General features: G+C 63.9%; 12 protein-coding genes and 1 tRNA gene. 5 read left to right on the top strand and 8 right to left on the bottom strand.

Annotated features, from left to right (window positions below):
* Positions 1-83: 83 nt before the first annotated feature.
* From CEY08_RS09270 to CEY08_RS09250, 5 genes are all read right to left on the bottom strand, one after another.
* Positions 84-569 carry a cupin domain-containing protein gene (locus CEY08_RS09270; protein WP_063639505.1) on the bottom strand — a complete coding sequence of 162 codons (486 nt, stop codon included), beginning with the start codon at positions 567-569 and terminating at the stop codon, positions 84-86.
* A 258-nt stretch (positions 570-827) separates the two neighbouring features.
* Complete coding sequence (locus CEY08_RS09265; RefSeq protein WP_076817457.1) at positions 828-1,523, bottom strand: glutamine amidotransferase; 696 nt, start codon at positions 1,521-1,523, stop codon at positions 828-830.
* Between the two features lie 11 nt (positions 1,524-1,534).
* Positions 1,535-1,807: a hypothetical protein gene (locus tag CEY08_RS09260; protein WP_042795288.1), complete on the bottom strand. Its 273-nt coding sequence runs from the start codon at positions 1,805-1,807 to the stop codon at positions 1,535-1,537.
* 5 nt (positions 1,808-1,812) lie between these two features.
* Positions 1,813-2,655 carry a YggS family pyridoxal phosphate-dependent enzyme gene (locus tag CEY08_RS09255; protein ID WP_076817455.1) on the bottom strand — a complete coding sequence of 281 codons (843 nt, stop codon included), beginning with the start codon at positions 2,653-2,655 and terminating at the stop codon, positions 1,813-1,815.
* Positions 2,656-2,767: 112 nt separating this feature from the next.
* Positions 2,768-3,634 (bottom strand): AraC family transcriptional regulator, encoded by an 867-nt coding sequence (locus CEY08_RS09250; protein WP_042795290.1) that lies wholly within the window; start codon positions 3,632-3,634, stop codon positions 2,768-2,770.
* A 122-nt stretch (positions 3,635-3,756) separates the two neighbouring features.
* Here CEY08_RS09250 and CEY08_RS09245 point away from each other — a divergent pair, with 122 nt between their 5' ends.
* The gene (locus CEY08_RS09245; RefSeq protein ID WP_042795292.1) at positions 3,757-4,302 is read left to right on the top strand and encodes a carboxymuconolactone decarboxylase family protein; all 546 of its coding nucleotides are present in this window, start codon (positions 3,757-3,759) and stop codon (positions 4,300-4,302) included.
* A 6-nt stretch (positions 4,303-4,308) separates the two neighbouring features.
* On the opposite strand, the gene ptsJ is transcribed toward CEY08_RS09245, so the two are convergent.
* Entirely contained in the window at positions 4,309-5,604 is a 1,296-nt protein-coding gene (gene ptsJ / locus CEY08_RS09240; protein ID WP_063961911.1) for a MocR-like B6 salvage transcription factor PtsJ, read from the bottom strand.
* A 115-nt stretch (positions 5,605-5,719) separates the two neighbouring features.
* Positions 5,720-7,984, bottom strand: a complete 2,265-nt coding sequence (locus tag CEY08_RS09235) for an arginine/lysine/ornithine decarboxylase (protein WP_076817453.1) — start codon at positions 7,982-7,984, stop codon at positions 5,720-5,722.
* A gap of 161 nt (positions 7,985-8,145) precedes the next feature.
* Between CEY08_RS09235 and CEY08_RS09230 the strand changes: the two genes are divergently transcribed.
* Positions 8,146-8,219 (top strand) — tRNA-Cys (locus CEY08_RS09230).
* Between the two features lie 28 nt (positions 8,220-8,247).
* Here CEY08_RS09230 and CEY08_RS09225 read toward each other — a convergent pair.
* A complete protein-coding gene (locus CEY08_RS09225; protein ID WP_042795295.1) occupies positions 8,248-9,138 on the bottom strand; it encodes a LysR family transcriptional regulator in 891 nt (296 codons plus the stop codon).
* A 104-nt stretch (positions 9,139-9,242) separates the two neighbouring features.
* Here CEY08_RS09225 and CEY08_RS09220 point away from each other — a divergent pair, with 104 nt between their 5' ends.
* From CEY08_RS09220 to CEY08_RS09210, 3 genes are read left to right on the top strand one after another with little or no spacing between them, the layout of a single operon-like run.
* On the top strand, positions 9,243-10,403 hold the full coding sequence (locus CEY08_RS09220; RefSeq protein WP_126389531.1) for a M24 family metallopeptidase: 1,161 nt from the start codon (positions 9,243-9,245) through the stop codon (positions 10,401-10,403).
* Positions 10,404-10,460: 57 nt separating this feature from the next.
* Positions 10,461-11,216 (top strand): ABC transporter permease, encoded by a 756-nt coding sequence (locus tag CEY08_RS09215; protein WP_042795296.1) that lies wholly within the window; start codon positions 10,461-10,463, stop codon positions 11,214-11,216.
* A gap of 24 nt (positions 11,217-11,240) precedes the next feature.
* On the top strand, positions 11,241-12,218 hold the full coding sequence (locus CEY08_RS09210) for an ABC transporter substrate-binding protein (protein ID WP_076817449.1): 978 nt from the start codon (positions 11,241-11,243) through the stop codon (positions 12,216-12,218).
* The last annotated feature ends 1 nt before the right edge of the window (position 12,219 follow it).

Here is a 12,219-nt window from a genome sequence, read left to right as displayed (position 1 = left end):
TATTTTTTTTTGCGCCGGCGCCTGGGCCATGCCCTGCTGCGCGCAGGGCTTGGGGCCCGGTAGTCGGCAGGCTTACCGTCCGGCTAGACCGCGGTGGTTTCTTCGGCCAGGCTCTTTCTTTCGCTGACGTTGAAGCGGCCTTCGTAGATCGCGCCCTGGCGGGTGTGCGGGCCCACGTATTGCACGTACAGGATGGAGCCGGCCTCGATCGTCTCCAGCGCGCTTTCGAAGTGGGGGTCCGGGTGGAAGATCATGGATCCCTTGCCGTAGAGCTTGCCTTCAATCAAGAATTTTCCGTCCAGGATGTACCAGACCTGCGCGAAGTAGTGGTTGTGCAGCGGGTGCCCGGAACCCTTTTCGTACCGCACGATGCCCGCATTCGGAATCGTTGGATCCTCCGCCGTCGGATGGAACATCATCTTCGCGAACTGGCCTTCGTAACGCAGGTTGGTCCACTCGAGATCATCCTCGTGATGGGCGCGCATGCCCTGGTGGTCTTCGGTCAGCGGGCCTGCGCGGCCGCCCTCGTTGATGATCTTCTTGCCTGTAATGGTGTCGATGCTGGTCATGTGCAGTCCGTCCAAAGAAAGTGACACATACAAATGGGATCCCATTTATATAAAACGGGATCCTATTGATCACGCACCTGGGCGGCTACTGGGTTTAACCCTTAGGTCCAGCGTGAGGAATGGCGGCCGATTGAAATGCCGACAGCCGCAAGGCTGCGGCGGGCAAAAGCGGGGCGCGGCGCGCCCCAAAGACACCTGGGCGAGGCGATGACGTCTAAGGAGCCCGGTTGCCCCAAAGGCGCCAACGCAGGGGAAAACTCAGATCTGGTCCAGCCACCGTTCCATCACGAGGCGCGCGCTGCGTTCAAGCCGTTGACCGTAACGCCGCGCGTCCTCCCGGATCGCTGCGGGATCGATATGGCGCAGGCTTAGCTCGCAGGCATGACCGATCAGCCAGCGTTCGATCTGCGTGGCATCCGCCTCCAGATGGAATTGCAGGCCCAGTATCCTCGCTCCAAGCGCGTACGCCTGGTTCGGGAAACCCGGCGTTTCAGCCAGGCGCGCCGCTCCCTCGGGAATAGCGAACTGGTCTCCGTGCCAATGCAGCACGGGCACGGACTCGACCGCGCTCAATACGGATTCCTGCCCTTGGGGCGTGAGCGTCAGCGGCGCATAGCCGATTTCCGCGCGGCCGGTGGACACTACCTCCGCGCCCAGGGCCGCCGCCATGAGTTGCGCGCCCAGGCAGATGCCCAGCGTGGGCTTGTCCAGCCGCAAGCGGTGCGCGATGGTGCGCAACTCCAACTCTAGAAAGGGATAGCGGCCGGTTTCGTAGACTCCGATCGGCCCGCCCAGGACCACGACGAGGTCGGCGTTGCCCAGGGTGGCGGCGTCGATAGCGTCGATGCCGGCATCCAGGTATTGCACGCTGTAGCCGCGTTCAGCCAGGATAGGCGCCAGGATGCCCAGGTCTTCAAAAGGAACGTGGCGGATCGCCACTGCGTTCAGACTCATTCGGGGCTCTCCTATTGCGGGTTCGGGTGGCCGTCCAGGCCGCCCAGCAAGCCGTCGGGCGTAGAAACGAACAGGTTTTCCGACGCCAGCAGCCGGATCCCCTGGGGCGTGCTTTCCAGCAGACGCCGTTCGCCGTCTGCAACCTGCAGGCTGAGTTGGTAGCCGTCCTTGGCCGGCAGCCGCGCCGCGATGTCGCGGCTGTCGGCTAGCGCGGAAGCGGCGGTAGATTCGAAGTGTCCGATCAGGCGGCCGTCGCGCCTGATGATGAGTCGATACACCGGCATGCGCGTTACTCCTGCCCGTTGGGCGAGCGCGACTCCGCGCCGCTTTCGGTCGGCCAATAGTACGAATCGGGCGTGTTGCGCGCCCCGAAGATGGCTTGCCCGACACGTACCACGGTGGCCCCTTCCTCGATGGCGATCTCGTAGTCGCCGGACATGCCCATGGACAATTCATCCAGGCCTATCCCCGAAGGCGCATCCTGACGCAACTGATCGCGCAAGTCTCGCAGCAACACAAAGCACTGACGTACGCGCGCCGCCTCGGCCGAGAACAGCGCCAGGGTCATCAAGCCGCGCACGCGCAGTCCCGAGAACGCCGGCAGTTCGCGCAGGAATGCCGCCGTCTCGTCCGGCTGCAACCCGTACTTGCTGGCTTCACCGGATGTGTTGACCTGCACAAACACGTCCAGCTGCCGACCTTCCGCCTGCAGCCGGCGATCCAGCGCCTCCGCAACGCGGAGGCTGTCCAGCGCTTGAAACTCGGCCGCATAGCGGGCCACGAGCTTGGCCTTGTTGGTCTGCAGGTGGCCAATGACCGACCACTTCAGATCGGTCAGGTCCGCCATCGCTTCCCATTTTCGGGACACTTCCTGAAGCTTGTTCTCGCCGAGATAGCGGCACCCGGCCTCGTAGGCGAGCCTGATGCGCGCTTCTTCCACGGTCTTGCTCACCGGCAGCAGGCGCACCGCCGCGGGGTCGCGGCCGGCGCGCCGGGCCGCGTTGGCGATGCGCTCATAGACCGTAGCCAGGTTGTGCCGGAAGTCCTCGACCGTCTGCGCCTGCGGCCAGCGGCCATGCTGGTCATGCTGTGTCTGGGTGCCGTTGTCTTGTTCCGGGCCGTGCTCGCTCATGCCTGAACCTCGCGTAGGAATGACGGCCCGCGTTCTGCATAACGCTTATGCCGTCCGTTGTTTTGTCATAGGTCAATATTATCACGATGACATGGGCGTCTGCGGACAGACTTCAAACCTTGGCGGTCAGCCATTCCCGCGGCGACACGCCCATCCGTTGGCGGAATGCCTTGGACAGCGACGATGCGCTGGCGAACCCCAACTCCGCGGCCACCAGCTTGACGGCGCGCCCCGATCGCATCATGGACGCCGCCAGGCTCAACCTCCAGTCCGTCAGATAGGCCGCAGGCGTAGAGCCCGTTGCTTCCTTGAAGGCCGCCGCGAATGCGCTGCGAGACATGCCTGCCATCGTCGCCATCCTGGCCAGGGACCACTCTTCGCAAGGAGACCGATGCAGCGCCACCAATGCCCGGGCCAGGCGAGGATCCGCCAGCCCCATTACCAGGCCGCCGGTCACGCCCGCTTCCTGCGGGTGATCGAGTATCCACCTCAACAATTGGATCAGCACCACCTCGAACAAGCGGTCGGCCAGCAAACGCGAACCGCAGCGCACGTGATCCGCCTCGGCGAAGAGCAGGTCCAGCGCAGGCCTCAGACCTTCCACCGCATCCAGCGGTATCCGTATCACGGATGGCAGCGACTGAACGATGGGATTGCGCTCTCCGCCGTCGAAATCGAGCGCCGCGCAGGTGAAGTCCGAACCGTCCCGCGGCGGGTTCACGAACTCATGATGCACGGCGCGCGGGTAGAACAACAAGGTCGGCTCGGCCAATCGCAGGCGCGGCGTGGCGGTCTCGCCCGGCCGGTGCCGCACTTCCATCTCGCCTCGGCGCAACACATGCAGAAAGCCGCGTCCCGGCACAGGCTCGAAAGCCTGGGTGCCGCATAACGCGCCCGTGTGGAACAACGTGGCGCGCACGCGGAAACGATCCAGCAACGCCGACAGGCGGTCAACCTGGAAAGGGATAGGATCGTTCATGCGCTGGACTCCGGGACATATTTTTTGGACTAAACAACACCTTTCGTCCAGACATTCTACGTACGATGGCTCCAGCCAGTCCGATACCGGCGGCCCTTTTTTCATTTCCAGGAGTTACCGACATGTCCCGAGTCCCTCTTATCGATGCCAGCACCACCACTGCGGACCGCAAGGCGCTGCTTACCCAGATCCATGGCGCATTTGGCGCAACCCCGAACATGTTCAAGGCGGTCGCCAACTCGCCTGCGGCGTTGCAAAGCATGTGGGGTGCATTCGGCGCCTTGGGCGGCGGCGTCATTCCCGCCAAGCTGGGTGAGCAGATCGCCGTGGCCGTGGCCGACCGCAATGCGTGCGAATACTGCCTTGCCGCCCATACGGCTCTCGGCCGCAAGGCTGGCGCCAGCGCCGAGGAAATGTCCGCCGCCCAAGGCGGCAACGCCGCCGATCCCAAGACCGCCGCGGCGCTGCGCTTCGCGCTGAAGCTGGTGGACGCGCGCGGACAGGTGAGCGAAGCCGACGTGCAGGCGGTGCGTGCGGCCGGCTACAGCGACCAGGAGATCGTCGAAATCCTGGCGCACGTTGCGCTCAACCTGTTCACTAACTACGTCAACGTGGCGTTTGCCGTACCGGTGGATTTCCCGGCGGTAAAACTGCGCCAAGCCGCGTAAATCGTTTCAGCCCAAGCTTTCCCGGATGTCGCGCGCCAACTTGCGGCACTGGCCGGGCTCGATGGCAGATATGGTGATGCGCAAGCCCCTGACCGGCTCCTGCACGCCGAAGGCGTCGCCGTGGCGTACCAGCCAGCCGCGATGGGCCAAGGCCAACGCAACGGCCTGGTCGTCGGTGTCCAGCGGCACCCAGAGGTTCAGCCCGTCGCCTTCCGTAGCACACGGCACGCCCTGCTCAAGCAGGGCATTTTCCAGGCCTTTGCGGCGCTGGGCGTAATCCTTGCGCGCCTGCGCCATCTGCTTGGCGACCTCGGGGCGGCCCAGCGTGACTTCGACCACGTCCTGGAGCAGATGGCTGACCCAGCTGGTTCCCGAGGCCAGCCGCAGACGCAACTGCCGCGACGTCGCGGGATCGCTGGCCACCATCGCCAGGCGCACGTCGGGCCCCAGGGTCTTGGAGAACGAACGAACCAGCGCCCACCGCTGCACGCCCGCCGGCAGCACTGAATGGTATTCCTTGTCCGATAGCAAGGCGTAGTGGTCGTCCACAATGACCAGGGCGTGGGGATACCTGGCCAGCACCCGCGCCAGCGCGCGCGCCCGCTTTTCCGTCAGGCTGCACCCCGTGGGGTTGTGGGCCCGTGGGGTCAGAATGACGGCCTGCGCGCCCTTCGCGAGCGCCGTTTCCAGGGCCTGTGCCTGCATGCCCTCCGCATCCACCGGCACGCCCAAAGCTTGCAGGCCGGCGATGCGCAGCATATTGATGCTGCTCAGGAAGCAGGGATTCTCGACAGCCACCTTATCCCCAGCCACCAGGTGAGAGCTGAGCAGCCGCTCGATGGCGTCCACCGCGCCATGGGTCAGATTGACCTCGAAGGGCATCGGGCAGTCAGGCGCGAACCAGGCCTGCGCAAAACTCTCCAGCCCGGCGTTGACGGTGGGCTCGCCATACAGCCGCGGCCTATACGGCCGGATGGCCAGGGCCGCGCTCAGGTCAGGCAACCACGCCGGGTTCGGATTGCCGCTGGCCAGGTCAGCCAGCGGGGAATCCGATAGCGCGCCTTCCTGTTCACCGGGGCCGGATTGGTCGCGAATGATCGTACCCAGCCGGCCCTGCGTCAGGGCTATGCCTGCCGTCACCAGCCGCTTGTAGGCAGCCGCGACGGTATTGCGGTTGATGTCCAGTTCGACCGCCAGATCGCGCACCGGGGGCAGCGCCTGGCCCGGCGGCAGCTGTCCCGACTGTGCCAGCGCACGCACGCAATCGAAGATTTCTGCGGCGGTCTTTCCTTGTATTTTCATAGCGTCCTAAGACAATCCGGTTCCTGGCACTGACAGCGGCCGGCCCGCGTGAAGTCAATGCTGGTCAATTCCAGGCGTAAGTTTGACACGGATCGCACGTCCGGATAAAGCGTGCTTACCGCACGCAATCCACGTAATAGCGGCGGTTTCCGTCCGCATCGGGCAGCTCGACGAAGCCATGGATGTCCGTGCCGAATCCCGGACATTCCCAGTTCAGTTCGCGAGAGAACTTCAGGTAATCGACGATGGTCCGATTGAATACTTCGCCCGGCACCAGCAGCGGAATCCCTGGCGGATAGGGCGTAATGAGGCTGGTGGTGATGCGGCCCTCCAGATGGTCGATCTCAACCCTTTCTGTCCGGCGCTGGGCAATGCAGGCATAGGCGTCGCAGGGCTTCATCGCCGGAGTCACGTCGGTCAGGTACATGTCCGTCGTCAGCCGGGCGATATCGTGACGGGCATAGGTCGCATGCACGTGCTGGCACAAGTCGCGCAGGCCCATCCCCTCGTAGCGCGGAAACTTGCGGCAGAACTCCGGCAGGATCCGCCACATGGGCTGGTTTCGCTCATGGTCCTCCTTGAACTGCTGTAGAGCCGTCAGGAGAGAGCTCCAGCGGCCTTTGGTGATCCCTATCGTGAACATGATGAAGAAGCTGTACAGGCCCGTCTTCTCGACGATGACGCCATGCTCGGCCAGGAACTTGGTGACGATAGAAGCCGGAATGCCGCTGCCAGCGAAGTTGCCGTCCAGATCCAGCCCGGGCGTGACGATGGTGGACTTGATCGGATCCAGCATGTTGAAGCCGTCGGCCAGCGCGCCGAATCCGTGCCAGGTCGCCCCGGCGTCGCCTGCCCGAATGATCCAGTCGTCAGGCGAGCCTATGCCTTCCGGCGCAAGCGATTCCGGCCCCCACACCTTGAACCACCAATCGTCCTGCGCAAAATGCGAACCGACCTCCTTCATCGCCCGGCGGAAGTCCAACGCCTCCGCGATGCTCTCCTCCACCAGCACGGTTCCGCCGGGCGGCTCCATCATGGCCGCGGCCACGTCGCAGCTGGCGATGATGGCGTACTGGGGGCTGGTGCTGGTGTGCATCAGGTAGGCCTCGTTGAACAGGTGGCGGTCCAGCCGCCGCGTCATGGAGTCCTGCGCCAACACATGGCTGGCCTGACTGATGCCCGCCAGCAGCTTGTGGGTAGACTGCGTGGAGAACACCAGCGATTCCCTGGGCCGCGCGCGTTGCTTGCCCATGCAGTGGTACGCGCCATAGAACGGGTGGAACACCGCATGCGGCATCCAGGCCTCATCGAAATGCAAAGCGTCCACGTAACCGTCCAACGCCGCCTTGATCGTCTCGGTGTCGTAGATGATGCCGTCGTAGGTGGACTGCGTCAGCGCCATCACACGCGGACGGACCTCGTCGGCGTCCAGATGCTTGAGCAGCGGGTGGGCGCGAATCTTCTCCCGGATCGTCTGGACATCGAACTCGCTACGCGGAATCGGGCCGATGATGCCGAAGTGGTTACGCGTGGGCCGCAGGAACACGGGAATGGCTCCCGTCATGACGATGCTATGCAGGATCGACTTGTGGCAGTTCCGGTCCACCAGCACCACGTCGCCCGGCGCCACCATGTGGTGCCAGACGATCTTGTTGCTGGTGCTGGTGCCATTGGTCACGAAGTAGCAATGGTCCGCATTGAAGATGCGCGCCGCGTTGCGTTCGCTGGCGCCGATGGCGCCGTTGTGGTCCAGCAGCTGGCCCAGTTCCTCCACCGCGTTGCAAACGTCCGCGCGCAGCATGTTTTCACCGAAGAACTGATGGAACATCTGGCCGACCGGGCTTTTCAGGAAGGCGACGCCGCCGGAATGCCCGGGACAGTGCCAGGAATAGGAGCCGTCCTCCGCGTAATCCAGAAGCGCCTTCAGAAAGGGTGGCTTGACGCCTTCCAGATAGGCACGCGCCTCGCGGATAAGGTGCCGCGCCACGAACTCCGGCGTGTCCTCATACATATGGATCACGCCCTGCAGCTCGCGAAGGATGTCGTTCGGAATATGCCTGGCGGTCTTGGTTTCGCCGTACAGGTAGATCGGCACGTCCGCGTTGCGGCGCCGGACTTCGTTGATGAATTCACGCAACGCCAGCAACGCGGGCGCCACGCCCTCCCCGTGGAGAAGCTCCTCGTCGTCGATGGAGAGTATGAAGGCGCTGGCACGGCTTTGCTGCTGCGCGAACAGGCTTAGATCGCCATAGCTGGTGGTCCCCAGCACGTCGAAGCCCTCGGCCTTGATGGCCTCGGCCAGGACCCGGATGCTGAGGCCGGACGTGTTCTCCGAGCGGAAGTCCTCGTCGATGATCACGATGGGAAACTGAAACTGCATGGCTGTCCTCTGACGAATCCGGGCCGCCCCCATGGCGGCCCAGCGGCAAGGACAGCCGCGCCCCTGTGCATAGGGGTGCGCGGCAGCAGTGTGTCGCATTGGACGCTTGCAAATTATTTTGTCCTCGATCAGAATTATATATGTCTTAGGACAAAACAAATGGCGCGGCGGCAGAGTGGCTATGCAGCGGATTGCAAATCCGCGAAGGTTGGTTCGATTCCAGCCCGCGCCTCCAGTTTCCTGGCCGGGACGGATGCGGCGCTCTAGGTTGCGTGATCGCGCAGGTGTTCGCGCAACGCGTCCGCGAAGGACAAGGCAATGACCGACGACGGCCAGTGCTCCGGCCACACCAGGCTCAGGTCGAAGGACGCCACCGGCTCCAGCGGCCGCAACTGATCCAGCCCGCCCGGGATGCGCGCGGCGGTCAGGCGGTCCACCAGCGCGATGCCAACGCCGCGCATCACGAGTTCCATCGCCACCGATGTCCAGAACACCTGCACGCGCCGGCGCGCGTAGACCTTCTGTTGTTCCAGCAGCGCTTCCAGCCAGAAGCGCGTGTGATCCAGGTTGTCATAGATGATGAGATCCCGGCCGGCCAGCTGTTCGACACGGATGGTGTCGAACTTTTCCAGCGGGTCGCCAGGAGGAATGGCGCAATACAGCTGCAGGCTGACCAGCGGCTCTGCCACGATGCCCGGGTGCTGCGCCGCGCAGAAGCACACGCCCATGTCCACTTGGCGCGCGGCCACCCACTCCACGATGCGCGCCGAACTGCGTGTCTGCAGCGCCACGGAAATATTGGGACGTTCCGCCATGAAACTGGCCAACACGTCAGGCATGACGGTCAAGGACAGCAGTGGCAGGGAGGCAACGGTCAGGTGCCCTTGTTTTTCGCTGCCCAGGTCCTTGATAAAGCTCTCCAGCTGCGAAATACCCGAAAAAAGCCGGTCGACCTGTCCGTAGAGCGCCCTGCCTTCGGGCGTGGGCAAGAGGCGCCCGCCCTTGCGCACGAACAGCGCCACGCCCACGCGCCGTTCCAGCTGGGCGATGTATTTGCTGGCGGCAGGCTGCGAAATCAGCAGCACCTGGGCTGCCCGGGAAACCGAGCCTTCGCGCATCACCGCCCTGAAGATTTCTATCTCTCGCACGTTCATGCGGTGACTATAACTATTTGGCTATAGACATGGCAATTATTGGTATTAGGCAGTTATGTAGTTTGTTCCTAGGATGAACGCTCGACTTCTATCCAGGACCCATCGTGTCGGAAAACTACGCTTCCATGGAATTGCCGTTCGGCCCGGACGTCTATGCCGAGAATCTTGCGCTGCTTGCGCGAGACATCCGGGCCCAGGGCCTCTCGGCGGCCATTCTGTTCGACCCCGAGAACATCTACTGGCTTACCGGCTACCGCTCCATCGGCTACTTCACCTTCCAGTGCCTGGTGGTCACCGCCGACAGCCGCATCTCCATGGTTTCACGCCAGGTCAACCACGCCGTGGCGACCGGCAACCGCAACATCGCGCGCTTCATCGCCATCGACGACGTCAGCGATCCGGTCGAGGTGCTGGCTGCCTACCTGAAAGACATCCTGCCGTCCGGCCGCATCGGCCTGGAAACGACGTCCGGCTATCTGAGCGTGGCCGCCTACAAGCAGCTGCTGGCTCGCCTGGACGCGCGCCTGGCCGACTGGCAAGGTCCCATCGAAGAGGCGCGCAAGATCAAGACCCCCGCGCAGCTGGGCTTCATGCGCCAGGCGGCGCAAGCGGCAGTCGCCGGCATCGATGCGGCGGTGCAGTCCATCGCCGTGGGCGCCACCGAAAACGACCTGGCCGCTGCCATGTTGCACGGCGCCACCAAGGCCGGAAGCGAATACACCCGCGTACCGCTGGTGGCGGTCGGGCACGCCAGCGGCGTGTGCTTCACGACCTGGCAGCGCCGCGAGCTCAAGCGAGGCGATCTGGTGTTCCTGGAGGCCGCGGCCAATATCAACCGCTATCACGCCATGATCTCGCGCAACTGCGTGGTCGGGCGCGCGACCGAGCGGCAGCGGTTCCTGGCCGGCACTGTCATCGCCGCGCTGGACGCCGCCATCGACGCCATCCGGCCCGGCGTCACGTCCGCGCAGGTGGATCAGGCTTGCCGGGCGGTTTTTGAACGCGCCGGCCTTGCGCACTACTTCGACCACCGCACCGCCTACGGCATAGGCATCGGTTTTCCGCCCAATTGGGCCGAAGGACGGTTCCTGGCGCTGCGCCCGGACGATCCCACGGTGCTCGAACCGGGAATGACCTTCCATCTCGTGCCTTCGCTGTTCATGCCCGAGGGCGGTTTCATGGCCAGCGAAAGCGTGGCTGTCGCCGAGGACGGCTGCGAAGTCCTCACCCGCTACCCACGTGAGCTGATCGAAATCGACGCCTGACAACCAAGACCGGCGCGCCAACAACATACAAGGGGAATTGCCGTGTTGAAGAATTGGATGTATCCAACGATCGCGGTCATCGGGGTGCTGCTGCTGTGGCACTTCTCGATACCGCTTTTCGGCCTGCCTGCCTACCTGCTGCCCACGCCGCTGAGCGTGCTTGAACGGCTGTGGACGGACTCGGCCTTCCTGGGGCATCACACCTGGGTCACCTCCGTCGAGACGCTGGGCGGCTTTCTGCTCAGCATCGCCGTCGGCATACCGCTGGGCATCGTGCTGGTCTGGTCGCGTCCGCTGGAACGCGCCATCATGCCGCTGCTGGTCGTGTCGCAGGCGTTTCCCAAGGTGGCGGTCGCCCCGCTCATCATCATCTGGTTCGGCCTGGGCCTGTTTCCCAAGATCCTGATCGCCTTCTCGGTGGCCTTTTTCCCCATCGTAGTCAGCACGGTGGCCGGCATGCGTTCGGTGGACGCGGACCTCAACGACCTGGCCCGTTCGATGCGGGCGGGCGCCCTGCGGACCTTTCTGCGCATCCGCCTGCCCTATGCCCTGCCGCAGATATTTTCCGGCCTGAAGGTCGCCATCGCTTTCGCCACCGTGGGCGCGGTCGTGGGTGAATGGGTGGGCGCGGAAAGCGGCCTGGGCTATGTCCTGCTGTCCGCCAACGCCAACCTGGACACCACACTGCTCTTCGCCGTGCTGGTCGCGCTCATGCTCATCGGCCTGGTCTTCTATTACCTGGTCGAATTTTCCGAACGGTTCCTGATTCCCTGGCACATCAGCGTGCGCAGCGACGCCCTGCCGTCGGTTTGATCCTGTCCTAACGGAGACTCCATCATGAAATTCCAAACCCGACTTGGCTGGGCCCTGACTTTGCTGCTGGCTGCCGGCGCCGCCAGCGCACAGGACAAATTGAGCCTGCGCCTGGACTACAGCATCTATGGCACGCATGCACCGCTGTACTACGGCATCGACAAGGGCCTCTACAAGGCCGAAGGCATAGACCTGAGCATCGGCGAAGGCAGCGGCTCGAGCAACACCGCGAAGCTGGTGGCGCAGGGCATCGATCCCGTCGGCTTCATGGACTACGGCACCATGCTCAAGGGCGTGGCCGCAGGCATGCCGCTGAAGGGCATTTTCGCCGTGCACCAACGTTCGCCCATGGTCATCATCAGCCATGCCGACGCACCCGTGCGCGCGCCCAAGGACCTGGAAGGAAAAGTCCTGGGAATGAGCGCGTCCGAATCGACGGCCCAGATGTTCCCCGTGCTGGCCGCCCTGAACGGCGTGGACCAGAAGAAAATCAACGTCATTGCCCCCGCCGTAGGCACCAAGACGGCCTTGTTCCTCCAACGGCGCGCCGACGCCATCACCGGCGTGACCTACTTCCACATCCCTCCGCTGGAAACCCAGGGCGCCAAGGTGCATTACTTCTCCTATGCCGACTTCGGCGTCAACGCGCTGGAAGGCGGACTTGCAGCCAACACCAAATGGCTGGAGGCCAATCCCGAGATTGCGCGCCGCTTCCTGCGCGCCACTCGCAAGGCCTATGAGGCGGCGCAAGCCGACCCCGCCGCTACGGTCGACGCCCTGGTGCGCCAGCGGCCCGAACAGGCGCGCAACCGCGAACAGCTGGTGCGGCAGCTGCAACTCTCGTTGCAGGCGGCCAGCACGCCCAATACGAAGGGGCTGCCGTTCGGCGTGTCTTCGGAAAAGGACTGGCAAGCCATGGTCGATCAGTTCGTTCAGTCGGGTCAGATCGCAAGCCCGGTCCCGACCGGCACGCTCTACACCAACGACTACAACAAGGACTAGA

The sequence above is a fragment of the Achromobacter insolitus genome (assembly GCF_002209555.1).
Classification (GTDB): Bacteria; Pseudomonadota; Gammaproteobacteria; order Burkholderiales; family Burkholderiaceae_B; genus Achromobacter; species Achromobacter insolitus.
Note: the sequence above shows the minus strand (reverse complement) of the source record. Positions and strands in the feature narration are given on the sequence as shown.

Excerpts from the sequence above, each read along its gene's own strand:
- CEY08_RS09270 (WP_063639505.1), bottom strand. The coding sequence starts at position 569 with ATGACCAGCATCGACACCATTACAGGCAAGAAGATCATCAACGAGGGC.
- CEY08_RS09265 (WP_076817457.1), bottom strand. The coding sequence starts at position 1,523 with ATGAGTCTGAACGCAGTGGCGATCCGCCACGTTCCTTTTGAAGACCTG.
- CEY08_RS09260 (WP_042795288.1), bottom strand. The coding sequence starts at position 1,807 with ATGCCGGTGTATCGACTCATCATCAGGCGCGACGGCCGCCTGATCGGA.
- CEY08_RS09255 (WP_076817455.1), bottom strand. The coding sequence starts at position 2,655 with ATGAGCGAGCACGGCCCGGAACAAGACAACGGCACCCAGACACAGCAT.
- CEY08_RS09250 (WP_042795290.1), bottom strand. The coding sequence starts at position 3,634 with ATGAACGATCCTATCCCTTTCCAGGTTGACCGCCTGTCGGCGTTGCTG.
- CEY08_RS09245 (WP_042795292.1), top strand. The coding sequence starts at position 3,757 with ATGTCCCGAGTCCCTCTTATCGATGCCAGCACCACCACTGCGGACCGC.
- ptsJ (WP_063961911.1), bottom strand. The coding sequence starts at position 5,604 with ATGAAAATACAAGGAAAGACCGCCGCAGAAATCTTCGATTGCGTGCGT.
- CEY08_RS09235 (WP_076817453.1), bottom strand. The coding sequence starts at position 7,984 with ATGCAGTTTCAGTTTCCCATCGTGATCATCGACGAGGACTTCCGCTCG.
- CEY08_RS09225 (WP_042795295.1), bottom strand. The coding sequence starts at position 9,138 with ATGAACGTGCGAGAGATAGAAATCTTCAGGGCGGTGATGCGCGAAGGC.
- CEY08_RS09215 (WP_042795296.1), top strand. The coding sequence starts at position 10,461 with ATGTATCCAACGATCGCGGTCATCGGGGTGCTGCTGCTGTGGCACTTC.
- CEY08_RS09210 (WP_076817449.1), top strand. The coding sequence starts at position 11,241 with ATGAAATTCCAAACCCGACTTGGCTGGGCCCTGACTTTGCTGCTGGCT.